The organism is Erwinia sp. Eh17-17 (genome assembly GCF_039675725.1).
Lineage (GTDB): Bacteria > Pseudomonadota > Gammaproteobacteria > Enterobacterales > Enterobacteriaceae > Erwinia.
The window spans coordinates 14165-32412 of the sequence record NZ_JBDFQT010000009.1 but is presented as its reverse complement, the minus strand read 5'-3'; the positions used below and the strand labels follow the sequence as shown (position 1 = coordinate 32412).

Annotated in this window: 15 protein-coding genes; 9 read left to right on the top strand and 6 right to left on the bottom strand. The window is 55.9% G+C overall.

All coding sequences use genetic code 11. From position 1 onward, the window contains the following. The first annotated feature begins 165 nt into the window (after positions 1-165). Positions 166-783 carry a trimeric intracellular cation channel family protein gene (locus tag ABEH87_RS18635; RefSeq protein ID WP_346578522.1) on the top strand — a complete coding sequence of 206 codons (618 nt, stop codon included), beginning with the start codon at positions 166-168 and terminating at the stop codon, positions 781-783. On the opposite strand, the gene ligB is transcribed toward ABEH87_RS18635, so the two are convergent. After that, positions 780-2450 (bottom strand): NAD-dependent DNA ligase LigB, encoded by a 1671-nt coding sequence (gene ligB / locus ABEH87_RS18630; protein ID WP_346578520.1) that lies wholly within the window; start codon positions 2448-2450, stop codon positions 780-782. The genes ABEH87_RS18635 and ligB overlap by 4 nt on opposite strands. Before the next feature lie 256 nt (positions 2451-2706). Between ligB and gmk the strand changes: the two genes are divergently transcribed. The 8 genes from gmk to rluF all read left to right on the top strand — a co-directional run bounded on the left by gmk (position 2707) and on the right by rluF (position 13047). Further along, positions 2707-3330: a guanylate kinase gene (gene gmk / locus ABEH87_RS18625; RefSeq protein ID WP_346578519.1), complete on the top strand. Its 624-nt coding sequence runs from the start codon at positions 2707-2709 to the stop codon at positions 3328-3330. Between the two features lie 56 nt (positions 3331-3386). Continuing rightward, positions 3387-3662: a DNA-directed RNA polymerase subunit omega gene (gene rpoZ, locus ABEH87_RS18620; RefSeq protein ID WP_062746976.1), complete on the top strand. Its 276-nt coding sequence runs from the start codon at positions 3387-3389 to the stop codon at positions 3660-3662. Positions 3663-3681: 19 nt separating this feature from the next. Next, positions 3682-5805, top strand: coding sequence for a bifunctional GTP diphosphokinase/guanosine-3',5'-bis pyrophosphate 3'-pyrophosphohydrolase (spoT, locus tag ABEH87_RS18615; RefSeq protein ID WP_346578518.1), 2124 nt, complete (start codon positions 3682-3684; stop codon positions 5803-5805). An 86-nt stretch (positions 5806-5891) separates the two neighbouring features. After that, the gene (trmH, locus tag ABEH87_RS18610; RefSeq protein WP_346578516.1) at positions 5892-6587 is read left to right on the top strand and encodes a tRNA (guanosine(18)-2'-O)-methyltransferase TrmH; all 696 of its coding nucleotides are present in this window, start codon (positions 5892-5894) and stop codon (positions 6585-6587) included. Continuing rightward, positions 6587-8668, top strand: coding sequence for an ATP-dependent DNA helicase RecG (gene recG / locus ABEH87_RS18605; protein ID WP_346578515.1), 2082 nt, complete (start codon positions 6587-6589; stop codon positions 8666-8668). The genes trmH and recG overlap by 1 nt, the downstream gene beginning before the upstream one ends. 236 nt (positions 8669-8904) lie before the next feature. Continuing rightward, positions 8905-10293 (top strand): uracil-xanthine permease family protein, encoded by a 1389-nt coding sequence (locus ABEH87_RS18600; RefSeq protein ID WP_346578513.1) that lies wholly within the window; start codon positions 8905-8907, stop codon positions 10291-10293. A 117-nt stretch (positions 10294-10410) separates the two neighbouring features. Continuing rightward, on the top strand, positions 10411-12093 hold the full coding sequence (locus tag ABEH87_RS18595) for an AsmA family protein (RefSeq protein ID WP_346578511.1): 1683 nt from the start codon (positions 10411-10413) through the stop codon (positions 12091-12093). An 84-nt stretch (positions 12094-12177) separates the two neighbouring features. Next, positions 12178-13047 carry a 23S rRNA pseudouridine(2604) synthase RluF gene (gene rluF / locus ABEH87_RS18590; RefSeq protein ID WP_346578509.1) on the top strand — a complete coding sequence of 290 codons (870 nt, stop codon included), beginning with the start codon at positions 12178-12180 and terminating at the stop codon, positions 13045-13047. On the opposite strand, the gene fabY is transcribed toward rluF, so the two are convergent. The 5 genes from fabY to typA form a co-directional block, all read right to left on the bottom strand. After that, positions 13044-13982 (bottom strand): fatty acid biosynthesis protein FabY, encoded by a 939-nt coding sequence (fabY, locus tag ABEH87_RS18585; RefSeq protein WP_346578507.1) that lies wholly within the window; start codon positions 13980-13982, stop codon positions 13044-13046. The genes rluF and fabY overlap by 4 nt on opposite strands. 59 nt (positions 13983-14041) lie before the next feature. Continuing rightward, positions 14042-14479: a D-aminoacyl-tRNA deacylase gene (gene dtd / locus ABEH87_RS18580; RefSeq protein WP_346578505.1), complete on the bottom strand. Its 438-nt coding sequence runs from the start codon at positions 14477-14479 to the stop codon at positions 14042-14044. Next, a complete protein-coding gene (locus ABEH87_RS18575) occupies positions 14476-15348 on the bottom strand; it encodes a virulence factor BrkB family protein (RefSeq protein ID WP_346578503.1) in 873 nt (290 codons plus the stop codon). Before ABEH87_RS18575 ends, dtd begins: the two co-directional genes overlap by 4 nt. Further along, positions 15349-15945 carry a glucose-1-phosphatase gene (yihX, locus tag ABEH87_RS18570; protein ID WP_346578501.1) on the bottom strand — a complete coding sequence of 199 codons (597 nt, stop codon included), beginning with the start codon at positions 15943-15945 and terminating at the stop codon, positions 15349-15351. Positions 15946-16084: 139 nt separating this feature from the next. Next, entirely contained in the window at positions 16085-17908 is a 1824-nt protein-coding gene (gene typA / locus ABEH87_RS18565) for a ribosome-dependent GTPase TypA (protein WP_133846473.1), read from the bottom strand. Between the last annotated feature and the right edge of the window lie 340 nt (positions 17909-18248).

Sequence of the window (18248 nt, the reverse complement as noted above, 5' to 3'; positions counted from 1 at the left end):
ACCAGCAAGAGTCTCCCTCATTTACAATAAGAAAACTTCCTCCGTGCATGAGATGCCCTCAAACTCCAGGAGTGAATTTAACGAGAGGATCATTCCGGAAAAAATTTTAGTCGCCGTTTGGACGCGAAAACCTTAGGATTGCCGCCATGTTTTAAGGAGATAGCTATGTTACTCACCGTCCTTTACATCATCGGCATCACGGCAGAATCCATGACCGGAGCGCTGGCCGCTGGCCGTCGTAAGATGGATATGTTCGGCGTTATCATTATCGCGTCTGTCACGGCGATTGGTGGAGGGTCGGTACGCGACATGTTACTGGGCCATTACCCTCTTGGGTGGGTCAGGCACCCGGAATACATCATGATTGTCGCTGCCGCCGCCGTAGTGACTACGCTGGCCGCTCCCCTGATGCCGCATCTGCGCAAAGTCTTTCTGGTGCTGGATGCGTTAGGCCTGGTGGTATTTTCTATTATTGGCGCACAGGTCGCTCTGGACATGGGACATGCCGGTATTATTGCCGCTATCAGCGCGGTGGTGACAGGGGTGTTTGGCGGCGTACTGCGCGATATGTTCTGTAACCGCATTCCTCTTGTATTCCAAAAAGAGCTCTACGCGGGTATCGCTTTCGCTTCTGGCTGGGTCTACATTTTGCTATTAAAAACGGCGCTGCCAATGGAAACCGTGATCATCATTACGCTGATAGCCGGCTTCACCGCACGTCTGCTGGCGCTGCGCTTTAAACTTGGCCTGCCTGTCTTCAACTATCCCCACGGCGATCATTAGTCAGAACTGACTGGCCCAGTCAGCCACTGAATGAGCCACTTTACCTCCGGATTTTGCAGAAAAATCTGGATCTTTTTCGCCAGCACGGGGCCGACTCCCGGCATCTGCTGCCACTCATCTGCGCTGTGTGATAACAGCTGTTTCCAGTTATCATCTGCCAGAGAGTTCAGTGCGCCGGAAGGTACTGGAACACCCAGCGCCCTGACCCAACGCTTAAAAGGTAGCTGCCGACTTAAACGGAACTGCTGCCAGAAAAGATCGGCCCTCGCCTCCCCGATGCCGGGAATCGCGTTGAGCTGTTCGGGTGACAAACGCATCCAGGAAAAAAGATGCGTCAGCTTTCCGGACTGTATTAATTGCTGCCAGCTCTCGCGTCCCATTCCGGCCAGATTAAGCACAGATTTTCTACTCAGCCATTCCAGCCTTGCCAGAAACTGCTGACGACATTCGGCTGTCAGATGAAAACAGCTCAGAGCGCTGAAATGAGCGGCATCAGGCGGCTGGGGATATTCGCGCTGCCCGACCCGCCAGAGTACCTCATTCAGGCGGGGGATCCCCTGCCCTGCCAGACTGATGCTGACCTGATCGCCTGCGATAACATCCAGTTGCTGCCAGCGGGCAACTGACCCCACGTTCACCCGACTGACGCGTTTATCATCCAGCTGTACCGGCTGCAGATTCAGCACAACGTTTATCTTTCCCGTGCGGCCGACAGAAAATGCCACTGACCTTACTTCCCCCGACACCTGCGGCGGGGGATACTTCCACGCCACGGCCCAGTCTCCGCTATCTGGCATCCAGCTGCGTCCCTGCTGTGATGGGGTGCTGTGTATTACCACTCCATCAGTGGCAAAAGGCAGCGGCTGACGGAACCAGCGTTCACGCCAGCCTTCAACCTCATCAATATCTTCTACCCTGCGCGTCCAGACCCCAACATCGGGAAAACCGGCGGTACGCAAGCCTGACAGCTGCTGTTCAAGGTTTTTCGGTCCGTCCGGCCAGGCCCAGACAAATAACCCTGTCTTTTGCAGAATATCGCCGGGCGTTTTCGCCATCAGCGCGCCTGCCACAACAGAGCGGGCATTTTTGCCGCCGTCTGCGGCCTGTTGATGACCGTTCATCAGCAGATAAAGCTCTCCCTGAAAGACCTGTTGTCCTGAGGACAACGGAATAGACTGAGGAATGGCGCTGATCGTCCGGGCACTGGCCGTCCAGTCCTGCCCTTTAATACCATCTCCCCGACTAATCATCCGCGTCAGCTTTCCCTCACGATAAACCAGCGTCACCGCGACACCGTCCACTTTAGGTTGCACCCAAAGGTCACGCTTTCCTTCCATCCAGCGCGCCACGTCTTCTTTGCGCGGCATTTTTTTAACGCCAACATGAGCAACGGGATGCAGAACCTTACCATCGGTCATCAGCAACGGCTCACGGCGATCGCTGGCCGGGTGAAAGCAGCGCTGCCACTGTTGCAGTTTATTTTGCAGGGCATCGTATTCAGCATCAGTTACCTGGCTTACCCCCTGGCGATAATAGGCGTCGTCCCATTTGATTAACTGCGTTTCAAGGGCGGTAATTTCGCTGTCGGCGCGTGCCGGTGTCCAGTTCGGGCACCCGGCTATCGCCGCTGAAGCGAACAGCCACACCAGTAAAATGACGTATTTCATCCTGACCCCCTGCCGATTCCATGATGACGGGCAGTTAAACGCAGCACAGGGAGGATCGCGAGGGGAGAAAATCCATTCTGGAAGACGGCTTCAGAACTTTTAGCCGCAGACCACCGCATCCTGTAAAAACAGGCGAGTCTCTGTCGGTTTCTTCAGAAAAAACGGCATAACACACCCTAAACGCTGCATGACGGGCTGCACCTGTGTATACTGTGCAGGAAGTAGACTCCGCTTTATTGGCATATCAAGAATAATCATGGCTCAAGGCACACTTTTTATTGTTTCCGCCCCCAGCGGCGCGGGTAAATCCAGCCTGATTCAGGCGCTGTTAAAAACGCAACCGCTGTACGATACCCAGGTGTCGATCTCCCACACTACGCGTGGGGTACGGCCGGGTGAAACCCATGGTGAGCATTACTACTTCGTCAATCACGACGAATTCCGCACCATGATTGGCGAAGAGGCGTTTCTCGAACATGCAGAGGTATTCGGTAATTATTACGGAACCTCGCGTAAAGCGATTGAACAAGTGCTGTCGACCGGCGTTGATGTGTTTCTTGATATCGACTGGCAGGGTGCAAAACAGATTCGTGAGAAAATGCCTGCCGCACGCAGCATTTTCGTGCTGCCACCGTCGAAAGACGAACTGGACCGCCGCCTGCGTGGACGCGGCCAGGACAGCGAAGAGGTGATTACCAAACGTATGGCTCAGGCCGTTGCCGAAATGAGCCACTACGCCGAATACGATTATTTAATCGTGAATGATGATTTCGACCTGGCACTGTCCGATTTGAAAACCATTATTCGCGCTGAGCGTCTGCGCATGGGCCGTCAAAAAGCCCGTCATGATGCTTTAATCAGCAAACTATTGGCAGACTGAGGACAACTCAGTATGATGCCCAGTCATTTCGTCACCACCCGTGGAGTATCACACTTATGGCACGCGTAACCGTACAGGACGCAGTAGAAAAAATTGGTAACCGTTTTGACCTGGTTCTGGTAGCAGCACGTCGCGCACGTCAGATGCAGGTTGGTGGTAAAGACCCACTGGTTCCTGAAGAGAACGACAAATCTACCGTTATCGCGCTGCGCGAAATCGAAGAAGGCCTGATTACTAATCAGATCCTCGACGTGCGCGATCGTCAGGAACAGCAAGAGCAGGAAGCCGCTGAAATGCAGGCTGTTACCGCTATCGCTGAAGGTCGTCGTTAATTCGCTTTGAAGGCCTGCCTTGTATCTGTTTGAAAGTCTCAATCAGCTGATTGAAAAATACTTGCCTGAGGAGCAGATTAAGCGCCTCAAGCAAGCCTATCTTGTCGCACGTGATGCTCACGAGGGACAGTCACGCTCCAGCGGTGAGCCTTATATCACCCATCCGGTCGCTGTGGCCTGCATCCTTGCTGAAATGAAGCTCGACCATGAAACGCTGATGGCCGCACTTCTGCACGATGTTATCGAAGACACCCCAGCCACCTACCAGGATATGGAACAGCTGTTTGGTCAGACGGTTGCTGAACTGGTAGAGGGGGTTTCCAAGCTCGATAAGCTGAAATTCCGCGACAAGAAAGAAGCGCAGGCTGAAAACTTCCGCAAGATGATCATGGCGATGGTGCAGGATATCCGCGTCATTTTGATCAAGCTGGCTGACCGTACGCACAACATGCGCACCCTGGGTGCGCTGCGTCCGGACAAAAAGCGCCGCATTGCGCAGGAAACGCTTGAGATTTACAGCCCACTGGCACACCGCCTGGGTATCCACCACCTGAAGACCGAACTGGAAGAGCTGGGCTTTGAAGCCCTGTATCCGAACCGTTATCGCGTCATCAAAGAAGTGGTCAAGGCCGCTCGTGGTAACCGTAAAGAGATGATTCAGAAAATCCTCTCCGAAATTGACGGTCGCCTTGAAGAGGCGGGGATTACCCGCCGCGTCAGCGGTCGCGAAAAGCACCTTTATTCGATTTACTGCAAAATGCACCTGAAAGAGCAGCGGTTCCATTCGATTATGGATATCTATGCTTTCCGGGTGATCGTGCGGGATGTTGATACCTGCTACCGGGTGCTGGGCCAGATGCACAGCCTGTACAAACCGCGTCCGGGCCGGGTCAAAGACTATATCGCTATTCCTAAAGCCAACGGCTATCAATCCCTGCACACCTCGATGATCGGCCCGCATGGCGTTCCCGTCGAGGTCCAGATCCGCACCGAAGATATGGATCAGATGGCAGAGATGGGGGTTGCCGCGCACTGGGCTTATAAAGAACAGGGCGAAAGCAGCACTACGGCACAAATCCGCGCACAGCGCTGGTTACAAAGCCTGCTGGAGTTGCAGCAGAGTGCCGGCAGTTCGTTTGAATTTATCGAGAGCGTCAAATCCGATCTGTTCCCGGATGAGATTTACGTTTTCACCCCGGAAGGACGCATCGTCGAACTGCCTGCCGGTGCCACACCGGTGGACTTCGCCTACGCCGTGCATACCGACATCGGTCATGCCTGCGTTGGCGCACGTGTCGATCGCCAGCCCTATCCGCTGTCGCAGTCGCTGACCAGCGGCCAGACCGTGGAAATTATTACCGCACCGGGTGCCCGCCCGAACGCCGCCTGGCTGAACTTTGTCGTCAGCTCCAAAGCGCGCGCCAAGATCCGCCAGCTGCTGAAAAACCTCAAGCGTGATGATTCCGTCAGCCTTGGCCGTCGCCTGCTCAATCATGCTCTGGGTGGCAGCCGTAAACTGGCCGAGATCCCTGAGGCTAACGTCCAGCATGAGCTGGAACGTATGAAACTGGCAACGCTTGACGACCTGCTGGCTGAAATTGGCCTCGGCAACGCCATGAGCGTGGTGGTGGCGAAAAACCTGCAACAGAATGAGCAGAGTACGCCAGCAGCCGGAACGTCAGCCACCAGCGGTTCGCGCAGTAAACTGCCGATCAAAGGCGCTGACGGCGTGCTGATCACGTTTGCAAAATGCTGCCGCCCCATCCCCGGTGACCCGATTGTGGCGCACGTCAGTCCGGGCAAGGGCCTGGTCGTGCACCATGAATCCTGCCGCAATATCCGTGGCTACCAGAAAGAGCCAGAGAAATACATGGCGGTAGAATGGGATAAGGTCACCGAGCAGGAGTTTGTCGCCGAAATTAAAGTGGATATGTTTAACCACCAGGGCGCACTGGCAAACCTGACGGCGGCAATTAATACTGCGGGTTCCAATATTCAGAGCCTGAACACCGAAGAGAAAGATGGTCGTGTGTACAGCGCCTTTATCCGTCTGACGGCACGCGATCGTGTTCATCTGGCGAATATCATGCGGAAAATTCGTGTGATGCCGGATGTGATCAAGGTACACCGCAACCGCAATTAAGTGAAAGACGGAGCCCTGCTCCGTCTTTTTCTGCTCCCCGATCGCCGGTCTGACGGAATGACTTATTTTTAGGGAGTTTGCTTCGCATGAATGCTCAACGTTATGCCCGCATCCGCGCAATGCTTGCCGCCCGTCAGCACGATCTGACGGTGTGTATGGAGCAGGTGCATAAACCTCATAACGTTTCGGCGGTCATCCGAACCGCCGATGCCGTTGGCGTACATGAAGTCCACGCAGTATGGCCTGGAAGCCGTATGCGCACCATGGTCTCTTCCGCCGCAGGCAGTAACAGTTGGGTTCAGGTTAAAACCCACCCGACCATTGCCGATGCCGTCAGCCATCTGAAAGGCGAGAACATGCAGATTCTGGCCACCCACCTCTCTGATAAAGCCGTCGATTTCCGTGAAATTGATTATACCCGCCCGACCTGTATTTTGATGGGGCAGGAGAAAACCGGCATCACGCAGGAAGCGCTCGACCTCGCCGATCAGGACATTATCATTCCGATGATCGGAATGGTGCAGTCGCTGAATGTCTCCGTAGCCTCTGCGCTGATCCTGTATGAAGCCCAGCGCCAGCGGCAAAATGCCGGAATGTATCTGCGCGAGGAAAGCACGCTGGAGTATGCCGAGCAGCAGCGCCTGCTGTTCGAGGGTGGCTATCCGGTGCTGGCGCGCGTGGCGAAGCATAAAGGGCTGCCTTATCCGGAAATCAATGACCATGGTGAAGTGGTGGCTGACCCGGAATGGTGGGCCACCATGCAGTCGAAGGCGCATAAATAATGCAGGGCCGCCTGCTGGACGCCGTCCCGCTCAACACGCTGACTGGCGTGGGTGCCAGCCAGGCGGCAAAGCTGGCTAAACTCGGTCTGCTGACCGTGCAGGACCTGCTGCTGCATCTGCCGATGCGCTACGAAGACCGTACCCAACTTTACGCCATCAACGACCTGCTGCCGGGTATTTATGCCACGGTCGAAGGGGAAGTGCTGCATAGCGACATCTCGTTTGGCCGCCGTCGTATGCTGACCTGCCAGATCAGCGACGGCAGCGGTATTCTCACCCTGCGCTTTTTCAACTTCAATGCCGGAATGAAGAACAGCCTGGCAACCGGCCGCCGCGTCACCGCTTACGGTGAAATCAAACGCGGCCAGCGCGGCGCGGAGATCATTCACCCGGAATATAAAGTCCAGGGCGAAAGTAGCGTGACAGAGCTGCAGGAGACGCTGACGCCGGTCTACTCCACCACCGAAGGTGTACGTCAGGCCACGCTGCGCAATCTCACCGATCAGGCGTTAACCCTGCTGGAAACCTGCGCCATTGCTGAACTGCTGCCGCCGGAGTTAAGCCAGGGTCTGATCAGCCTGCCCGCCGCGCTACGCACGCTGCACCGGCCGCCGCCCGATATGGCGCTGGCCGACCTGGACAGCGGGACACATCCGGCGCAGCGGCGTCTGATTATGGAAGAGCTGCTGGCACACAACCTCAGTATGCTGGCGGTGCGGGCCGGGGCGCAGCGTTACCATGCGCTGCCAATGGCGGCGCGCCACAGTCTGAGTGACAGGCTGCTGGCGGCGCTGCCCTTTAAGCCGACGAATGCCCAGGCACGCGTGGTACGTGAAATCGAAACCGACCTGGCTCACGACTACCCGATGATGCGCCTGGTACAGGGCGACGTCGGTTCCGGTAAGACGCTGGTTGCCGCGCTGGCGGCGCTGAATGTGATTGCTTACGGTAAGCAGGTGGCGCTGATGGCCCCGACTGAACTGCTGGCCGAACAGCATGCGAATAACTTCCGCCAGTGGTTTGGGCCGCTGGGGCTGGAAGTTGGCTGGCTGGCGGGGAAACAGAAAGGCAAAGCGCGTATCGCCCAGCAGGACGCGATCGCCAGCGGTCAGGTCTCGATGATTGTCGGCACCCACGCCATTTTCCAGGAGCAGGTGCAGTTCAACGGCCTGGCGCTGGTGATTATCGACGAGCAGCACCGTTTTGGCGTCCACCAGCGTCTGGCGCTGTGGGAGAAAGGCGAGGAGCAGGGCTTCCACCCGCACCAGCTGATTATGACCGCCACGCCGATCCCACGTACCCTGGCAATGACCGCCTATGCCGACCTCGATACCTCGACCATCGACGAACTGCCGCCGGGCCGAACGCCGGTAACGACCGTGGCCATCCCGGACACCCGTCGGGCCGATATCATTGCCAGAGTGAAAGGCGCCTGCGGCAGTGAAGGCCGCCAGGCCTACTGGGTCTGTACGCTGATTGAAGAGTCAGAGATGCTGGAAGCCCAGGCGGCGGAAGCCACCTGGGAAGAGCTGAAGCTGGCACTGCCGGAGCTGAATATCGGGCTGGTACACGGCCGTATGAAACCGCAGGAAAAACAGGCGGTGATGCAGGCCTTTAAACAGGGTGAGATTCATTTGCTGATCGCCACGACGGTGATCGAAGTCGGCGTTGACGTGCCGAATGCCAGCCTGATGATTATCGAAAACCCGGAACGTCTGGGCCTGGCGCAGCTGCACCAGCTGCGCGGACGCGTTGGCCGTGGCGCGGTCGCCTCTCACTGCGTGTTGCTGTACAAAGCGCCGCTGAGTAAAACCGCTCAGAAGCGATTACAGGTCTTACGCGACAGCAATGATGGTTTTGTTATCGCCCAGTGCGACCTGGAAATTCGCGGCCCCGGTGAGATGCTCGGCACCCGCCAGACCGGTAATGCCGAGTTCAAAGTCGCCGACCTGCTGCGCGATCAGGCCATGATCCCGGAAGTCCAGCGCGTGGCGCGCCATATCCATCAGCACTATCCTGAGCAGGCAGTCGCTTTGATTGAGCGCTGGCTGCCCGAAACCGAACGCTATACCAACGCTTAGCGCTTTTAGTTACCCGCTTCCATGCGGGTAACATCCCTGGCAGAGCGCTGTAACAGGCGGTTCAGCCCCGCTTTATCCTGACATGACCACTGGCTGAATATCTGCGCTCATGCGCCACATCCACCCGCTGCATCATCGCCAACCCCGATATGTCATCGCGGGCGGCACTGGCAAACGATTGCTTTTATGCTAAAGAAGATTAAAATCGCCCCTTTATTGCCCCGGGAAGCCTTAACATGTCCGTTGAAACCCAAGACGCTGCCGCCGACCGTAGCCCTGTTGCTACTGGCAAAAGCGAACTGATTTACCGTCTTGAAGATCGTCCGCCCTTACCCCAGACCCTGTTTGCTGCCTGCCAGCATCTGCTGGCGATGTTTGTGGCGGTGATTACCCCTGCGCTGCTGATTTGTCAGGCACTTGGCCTGCCTGCACAGGATACGCAGCACATTATCAGCATGTCTCTGTTTGCCTCCGGCGTGGCATCGATCCTGCAGATAAAAACCTGGGGTCCGGTGGGTTCAGGGCTGCTGTCGATTCAGGGCACCAGCTTCAACTTTGTTACTCCGCTGATTATGGGCGGCCTGACGCTGAAAAATGGCGGTGCCGATGTGTCCACCATGATGGCCGCCCTGTTTGGTACGCTGATGCTGGCCTCCTGCACTGAGATGGCGCTGTCACGCGTCCTGCATCTGGCACGCCGGGTGATCACGCCGCTGGTGTCAGGCATCGTGGTGATGATCATCGGTCTGTCGCTAATTCAGGTTGGTCTGACGTCTATCGGCGGAGGGTTTGCGGCGATGAACGATCACACCTTCGGCGCGCCAAAAAATCTGCTGCTGGCCGGTGCGGTGCTGGCGGTGATTATTCTGCTGAATCGCCAGCGTAATGCTTACCTGCGCGTTGCCTCTCTGGTGATTGCCATGGCGATCGGCTATCTGCTGGCCTGGGCTATGGGGATGCTGCCGGAAAATACCCCCCCGGCGAATACCGCGCTGATCGCCATTCCGACACCGTTTTATTACGGGCTGGGTATCGACTGGAATCTGCTGATCCCGCTGATGCTGGTGTTTATGGTGACCTCACTGGAAACCATTGGCGATATCACCGCGACCTCTGACGTCTCCGAGCAGCCGGTCAGCGGCCCGGTGTATATGAAACGCCTGAAAGGCGGCGTACTGGCGAACGGCCTGAACTCCTTCGTTTCTGCGCTGTTCAATACCTTCCCTAACTCCTGCTTCGGGCAGAATAACGGTGTGATCCAGTTAACCGGCGTGGCCAGCCGTTACGTTGGCTTTGTTGTGTCGCTGATGCTGATCGTACTCGGGCTGTTCCCGGCGGTGAGTGGTTTCGTCCAGCATATTCCTGAACCGGTGCTCGGCGGTGCCACCATCGTGATGTTCGGCACCATCGCTGCGTCCGGCGTACGCATCGTGTCTCGTGAACCGCTGAACCGTCGTGCCATCATGATTATCGCACTGTCGCTGGCCGTCGGCCTTGGCGTGTCGCAGCAGCCGCTGATTCTGCAGTTTGCCCCTGACTGGCTGAAAACCCTGTTCTCCTCCGGCATCGCCGCAGGCGGCATAACTGCCATCATTCTGAATCTGGTGTTTCCGCAGGAGAAATAAACCGATACCTGTCCCAAACAGGCGTGGAAAATACCATCCTGTCGCCGCATGCAGGTTGAGATGCGGCGACAAATCAGGCATAACAGGCCATGATCAGAATTCATAGGGATGGATACGATGAAGTTTCTCGGAAAAGTGTTGCTCACCCTGCTGCTGCTGTTACTGCTGCTGGCTGTCGCGGTCTATGTGCTGCTGCAAACGCAGTGGGGCGCAGGCTGGATTGGCCGCCAGGTCAGCGCCAACAGTGACTATCAGCTGTCGCTCAGTAAAATGGAGCATAACTTTTCCCATCCCAGCCATCTGTTGTTAAATAACGTCTCTTTTGGCCGTAAAGGCCTGCCCGCCACGCTGGTAGCAAAGCGCGTTACTCTTGGCGTTGGCCTCATTCAGTTCAGCAGTCCACTCCACTTTTCCAGCATTCGCCTTGAGCAGGGGACGCTGAATCTCAGCGATAAAAGCGCACCTCTCTCCTTACAGGCCGACCGTCTGCAACTCAGCCAGATGGCCCTGAACCGGAATCAGGGTGAGTGGCCACTTCAGGCACAGCGGGTTGATGGCGGGGTGATGCCGTGGAAACCTGAGGCGGGGAACGTGCTGGGTAAACAGGCCAGCTTCCAGATGAGCGCCGGATCGCTGACGCTGAAAGGCATCCCCGTGTCTGACATCCTGGTTCAGGGCAGCCTGAAAGGAGGGCAGCTGGTGCTGAGTAATCTTGGTGCTGACCTGGCGCTGGGGTCGGTGACAGCCAGCGCGCAGCGGGATGCACAGGGCGCATGGCAGGTGCCGACCCTGCGTCTGAACAGCATCCGCCTGCAAACGGATAAAACGCTCGGCGAATTCCTGCAGCCGCTGGGTGAGCTACCGGTGGTGCATTTTGACCGCGTTGACGTCACCGATGCCCGTCTGGAAGGGCTGGACTGGGCGGTGACCGACCTTGATCTGACGTTAAAGGATCTGACCTTACGCGAGGGTGACTGGCAAAGTGATAACGGCTCGCTGTCGATGAATGCCAACAGTTTTGTCAATGGCAGCATGCAGTTAAACGATCCCATTGCCAACATGGACTTTAGCGCGCAGGGCGTGGCGTTAACGCAGTTCAGTTCACGCTGGGTCAACGGACTGGTGCGTGCCGAGGGCAACTGGACCCGCAGTGATAAAAAACTGACGCTGGACGAACTGGCTATCGCCGGACTGGAATATACCCTGCCACTTAACTGGCGTGACCGCTGGATGCAGACGCTCCCCGGCTGGCTCGACAGCGTAGAGGTGACCCGATTCAGCGCTAACCGCAATCTGATTATCGATATCAATCCGGCCTTCCCGTTTCAGATGACCGCGCTGGATGGCACCGGCAGCAATCTGCTGATGGCCCAAAATCATCAGTGGGGCATCTGGTCAGGCAACCTGAGTTTTAACGCCGCCGAAGCCACGTTTAATCGTGTCGATCTGCGCCACCCTTCGCTGACGCTGAACGCCGGGGATAGCGCGATCGCCGTGACCGAAATGAGCGCCTTCAGTCATGAAGGCATGCTGGAAGGCCTGGCAACGGTCAGCCAGCAGCCGCAGCGTGCGCTGTCGCTGAGCCTGACCGGACGTCAGGTGCCGGTGAACCTGCTGCATGACTGGGGTTGGCCACAGGTGCCGTTGCAGGGCAACGGTAACCTGCAGCTGAAGATACAGGGCGCTCTGGCAGCAGAAGCCGCGCTGAAGCCTTCGGTGAATGGCACTCTCTCCGTCACCGCAGGCGACAGAACGGTACAGCAAATCATGCAGGCTGGTCAGGTGGCAGGCGCACAGTAAATCCCGTTCGGGGCAATATCTGCCCCGTCCGGGCTTCGCAACCTCACGCGGGTAAGGTATAGTCCGTTTTTTTACGGGGGAACCATGCTGACCAACTCATCCATTCGTCTGAACAAATACATTGGCGAGAGCGGTATCTGCTCGCGTCGCGATGCCGATCGCTATATCGAACAGGGAAATGTTTTTATCAACGGCAAGCGCGCCTCGGTTGGCGACCAGGTATTTGCCGGCGATGTGGTGAAAGTTAACGGTCAGCTTATTGAGCCACGTAACGAAGATGACCTGGTGCTGATTGCGCTGAATAAGCCTGTCGGGATCGTCAGCACCACGGAAGACGGCGAGCGCGACAACATCGTTGATTTCGTTAACCACAGTAAGCGTATATTTCCTATCGGACGCCTGGATAAGGACTCACAGGGTCTTATCCTTCTGACCAATCACGGCGATCTGGTGAATAAGATCCTGCGCGCGGGTAACGACCACGAAAAAGAGTACATCGTGACCGTCAACAAACCGGTTACCGAAGAGTTTATTCGCGGCCTGGGCGCTGGCGTACCGATGCTCGGCACCGTGACCAAAAAATGCAAAGTGAAGAAAGAAGCGCCGTTTGTTTTTCGCATTACGCTGGTGCAGGGGCTGAACCGTCAGATCCGCCGCATGGCCGAGCACTTTGGCTACGAGGTGACGAAGCTGGAACGCGTGCGCATCATGAACATCAGCCTGAAGGGCGTACCGCCGGGCGAGTGGCGCGACCTGACCGATGATGAGCTGATTGAGTTGTTTAAGCTGATTGAGAGCTCGTCGTCCGAAGACGGTACGGCGAAGAAATCCGCCCACAAGCCGAAACCTGCTGCCGCGAAAAAACCTGCCGTGAAAGCGGCGGATAAACCGGGTGCCAGCCCGGCGGGACGCAAGCGTTTTGCCCAGCCGGGTCGGAAGAAAAAAGGGCGTTAAACGCCACAACCCCCTTCTTCCAGTGGCCCGTCGGGATCGGCGGGCAACACCATATAGACACCTTCAAATACCGCACCTGACTCATCATTACCGAACAGCTCCACCTCCAGCTGAACGCGCGCCTTACGGCCACGGGCCAGGCGGTCCAGATCGCCGCTCAGTGAGCCGAGGTCGGCGATCGCCCCCGGCCTGCCGCTAATGGGTTTGCTGTAGCGAATATGGGCATCAGCAAGGATGATAGTTCCCCCCAGGTGACGCTCACGCAGCAGCAGCCAGATCAGACCCCAGCCCGTCAGTGTGGCCAGCGAAAACAGGCTGCCCGCGAAAAGGGTATGGTGAGGATTCTGATTGCCGGTTTCGGGCATGGTGGTGATAAATTTCTGCCCGGTGTACTGCAGAATACGCACGCCCATTTTTTCACTCAGCGGGATATGCTGGTACCAGGCCTGCTGGAGCTGGCCGCACCAGTCGGCGCGATGCAGAATATCATCCAGCGTCACCACCGGTTTTATCATCAGGAAGTGGCGTACTGGCGTCGTTTGCGGTGCGGTGATCTCTCCCTGATTGAGGTAGCCGAGCTTGGAAAAGAACTCAACGGCATCCTCACGCGCACTACAGACTACGCGTTTAACGCCCTCCTGACGCGCCACAGACTCCAGCGTCATCGCCACCAGCGTCCCCAGCCCTTTTCCCTGCACGGAGGGATGGACGGCAAGAAAGCGGATAGCGGCTTCATTATCGGCATTGATGTACAGCCGGCCGATAGCGACCGGATCGCCCTGCTCATCCACCACCATCTGGTGATGTGCCAGGGCATCCCAGGCATCACGTTCTGATCCCATTGGCTGGTGCAGTGGCTTACGCAGCATTTCCCAGCGGAACTGGTAATAGATATCTAACTCTTCTGCAGTTTCTGGCACGCGGAGGTGATACATAAAATGGTTCTCTCTGTCCGATCCCGTCAGGCTGCTCCTTTGCCGCTCGGTCAGCTGCTTCAAACCTGCAGCCAGAAGGTGACGGGACCATCATTAATCAGCGCCACTTTCATATCAGCGGCGAAACGCCCGGTTTCCGTGGTTATCCCTTTATCACGACAGCAGGCAGCGAAATAGTCATACAGCTTTTCGGCATCAGCCGGCGCGGCACCGCCGGAAAAACTCGGTCGCATCCCTTTTTTGGTGTCAGCCGCCAGCGTGAACTGCGATACCACCAGCACGCTACCCTCTGCCTGCTGCACGTTAAGATTCATTTTGTCGTTGTCGTCAGCGAAAATTCGGTAGCCCAGCACTTTATCCACTAACTTTTGCGCACTCTCAGGCGTATCGCCTTTTTCCACGCCCAGCAAAATCAGCAATCCCGGCCCGATCTCCCCGATGGTTTCTCCCGCTACCGTCACGCTGGCAGATAACGCTCGTTGAATTAAGGCAATCATAATCCCTCGTTTTCTCTTTCTTGTTCTTCTTGTTTAAGCTGGCGGTAATCCCCCAGCGTGGCCGTCACTTCTGCCCCTAATAAAACGATACACCACGTCCAGTACACCCATAAAAAAAGAATGGGGATAACGGCAAGTACGCCGTAAATCAGCTGGTACGAGGGAAACATCGTAACATACAGCGCAAAGCCCTTTTTCCCCAGCTCGAATAGTAACCCGGCAACGATCGCGCCGATTAGCGCATCGCGCCCTGCCACCTGGGTGGTGGGGACAATGCTGTACAGCAGCCAGAATGACAGGCAGGAGAGCAGCAGCGGGAAGATACGTAATCCGACGTCCACCAGCATGCTGACGCCGCTCACCGTCGCCCAGTGCAGCGACAGCAGGTAGGAGCTGATCGCCAGACTGGCCCCGGCCAGCAGTGGCCCCAGCGTCAGTATCATCCAGTAGACGGCAAACGAGTAGACCAGCGGGCGTTTACGTTTGCTGCGCCAGATAACATTTAGCGCAGTATCAATGGAGTACATCAACAGCAGTGCGGTAAACACCAGCCCGCCGACGCCGACGGCCGTCATCTTGCTGACGTTGGCGACAAACTGTTCCAGGTAGTTCTGGATAGTGGCCCCGGCCGCAGGCACAAAGTTATTAAATACGAAGTTTTTCAGCTGAATGCTGACGTCCGAAAACATCGGAAAGGCGGCAAACAGCGCAAAAACCACGGCAATCAGCGGCACCAGCGACAGCAATGAAACATAGGCCAGATGCCCGGCCAGCATGGTCATGCCGTCATCATCGATACGCTGCCATAGCAGCTTTATCCACGCCCAGAAGGCGCGCAGCTGATGGCGAGTGTGTTTAAGAGCAGACATTTATCGACGATCTGCAAAGAAAGCCGGCAACACGCTGGCGTCGGTAATCAGCAGGCTGTGAATACCTGACTGACGCGCCGCTTCAATATTGTCGGGATTGTCATCGAAGAAAATGGCTTCTTCCGCCGAAAACTCTTCTTCGTTTAACAGACGCTGAAAAATTTCTGGCTCAGGTTTACGTAAGCCCATCTCCTGCGACAGATAGATTTTATCTGCGGCAGCGGCCACTTGCGGGTACTCTGAGGGCCAGAATTCACAGTGCAGTGAGTTGGTATTGGACAGGATAACAACGCGCTCACCCTGCTCGCGCAGTTTTTGCATGATAGCGATGACTTCCGGACGAACGCCGACGAACACGGCCTGCCAGCCGGCCGCAAACTGCTCATAGCTCAGGGGCAGCTCAAGCTCTTCACACATCTTTTGCGCAAATTCTTCGTCACTGATTTCACCCCGTTCGTGCTGGTGAAAACTCTCGCCCATTTTGAAACGGCTTTGCAGCGTTGCCAGCGGTACACGGCTCAGATCGCTCCAGACACCGAGAACCCGGTTGAAATCAATATCAACAATGACGTTACCTAAATCAAAGATATACAGCATGGTCGTCCCCTTTTGTTCCGGTGAGTTATTCACTCTAGCGGTAAAATGTGAGACTGAACAGGTGGGGATTTTGAAAACTGCGGGGAAGATGAAGCTGGAAGGACAGGGCCGGAGAAAACTCCGGCCCTGAAAAGCGAGATTACGCTTCTTTCGGACCGCGGCTTGCGCGCTTACGGTCGTTTTCAGTCAGGTGACGTTTACGGATACGTACAGACTGTGGAGTCACTTCTACCAGTTCGTCATCATCAATGAACTCAAGCGCCTGCTCGAGGGTCATTTTCTGTGGTGGAACCAGAGTGGTCGCTTCATCAGTACCAGACGCACGCATGTTGGTCAGCTTCTTACCGGTCAGGCAGTTCACGGTCAGGTCGTTTGAACGTGAGTGAATACCGATGATCTGGCCTTCATACACTTCAGCACCGTGGCCGAGGAACAGCTTACCGCGATCCTGCAGGCTGAACAGGGCGAATGCTACCGCTTTACCCTGGCCGTTAGAGATCAGTACGCCGTTCTGACGCTGGCCCACTTCGCCCTGACGCACATCGTCATAGTGGCTGAAGGTGGAGTACAGCAGACCAGTACCGGAAGTCATGGTCATGAATTCGTTACGGAAGCCAATCAGACCACGGCTTGGGATCTCGTAGTCGAGACGCACACGGCCTTTGCCATCCGGATCCATGTTTTTCATGTCGCCTTTACGCTCACCCATAGCCTGCATCACAGAACCCTGGTGCTGTTCTTCGATGTCGAGGGTCACGTTTTCGAATGGCTCTTGCTTGCGGCCTTCGAACTCACGGAAGATAACTTTCGGACGGGATACCGCCAGTTCGAAACCTTCACGACGCATGTTTTCAATCAGAACTGACAGGTGAAGCTCACCACGGCCTGAAACGCGGAAGGCGTCGGCGTCTGGCGTTTCTTCAACACGCAGTGCCACGTTGTGCACCAGTTCTTTGTTCAGACGGTCAAGGATCTGACGTGAAGTCACATACTTACCTTCTTTACCGCAGAACGGAGAGGTGTTAACGCAGAAGAACATGGTAACGGTAGGTTCATCAACGCTCAGGGCTGGCAGCGCTTCCACATTCTGCGTATCGCAGATGGTGTCAGAGATGTTCAGCTCGCCCAGACCGGTGATAGCAATGATATCGCCAGCTTCAGCTTCCGTCGCTTCGATACGCTCCAGACCCATGTGGGTCAGAACTTTACCGACTTTAGCGTTACGGGTTTTGCCTTCGCTGTTGATCACAGTGATCTGCTGGTTCGGACGAACTTTACCGCGTTTGATGCGGCCGATACCGATAACACCCAGGTAGTTGTTGTAGTCCAGCTGGGAGATTTGCATCTGCAGCGGGGCTTCCAGCTCAACCTGTGGTGGAGAAACGTGTTTCACGATCGCTTCGTACAGCGGGGTCATGTCTTCCGCCATATCGTTATGATCCAGGCCTGCGATACCGTTCAGGGCAGAAGCATAGATGATCGGGAAGTCGAGCTGTTCGTCGGTCGCGTCCAGGTTAACGAACAGGTCAAAGACCTGGTCAACAACCCAGTCAGGACGCGCGCCAGGGCGGTCAACTTTGTTGATTACCACGATCGGCTTCAGACCATTAGCAAACGCTTTTTTGGTCACGAAACGGGTTTGCGGCATCGGGCCATCCATTGCATCCACAACCAGCAGCACCGAGTCGACCATTGACATCACACGCTCTACCTCACCGCCGAAATCGGCGTGTCCTGGGGTATCCACGATGTTGATGCGGTAGTCATTCCATTTAATGGCGGTGTTTTTTGCGAGGATGGTAATCCCACGCTCTTTCTCCAAATCGTTGGAGTCCATTACGCGTTCGGTTGCTTCGGTGCGGGCATCAAAGGTCCCGGACTGCTGCAGCAACTTATCAACCAGGGTAGTTTTACCGTGGTCAACGTGGGCAATAATGGCGATGTTACGCAAATTTTCGATCACAGCTTTGCCTCAGGCATTTAGAAATAGCGCGCTATTGTACACGGATTAATCGAAGGACTGAACAGGATCACATATTTCATATAAAGATAACTGTCCGGATTGCTTTTATAGCCATTTTCAGTGCAAACATTGCACTGTGACGAAAAATTGCACCAAAACAGTGCCCATTAATCACTCAATAGCACCAAAATGGTGCGCGACTTCCATTGTGGTGCAGTCCCCGTTTCACGAGAGGGTGCATCATAGCGCTTTTTTCATGAAATAAAAAAGTTGGCATAGATTTCGCAATTACTCATTAAGCGAAAAACACCAGTTTCCACAACGGTTGATAGCGCGGCAG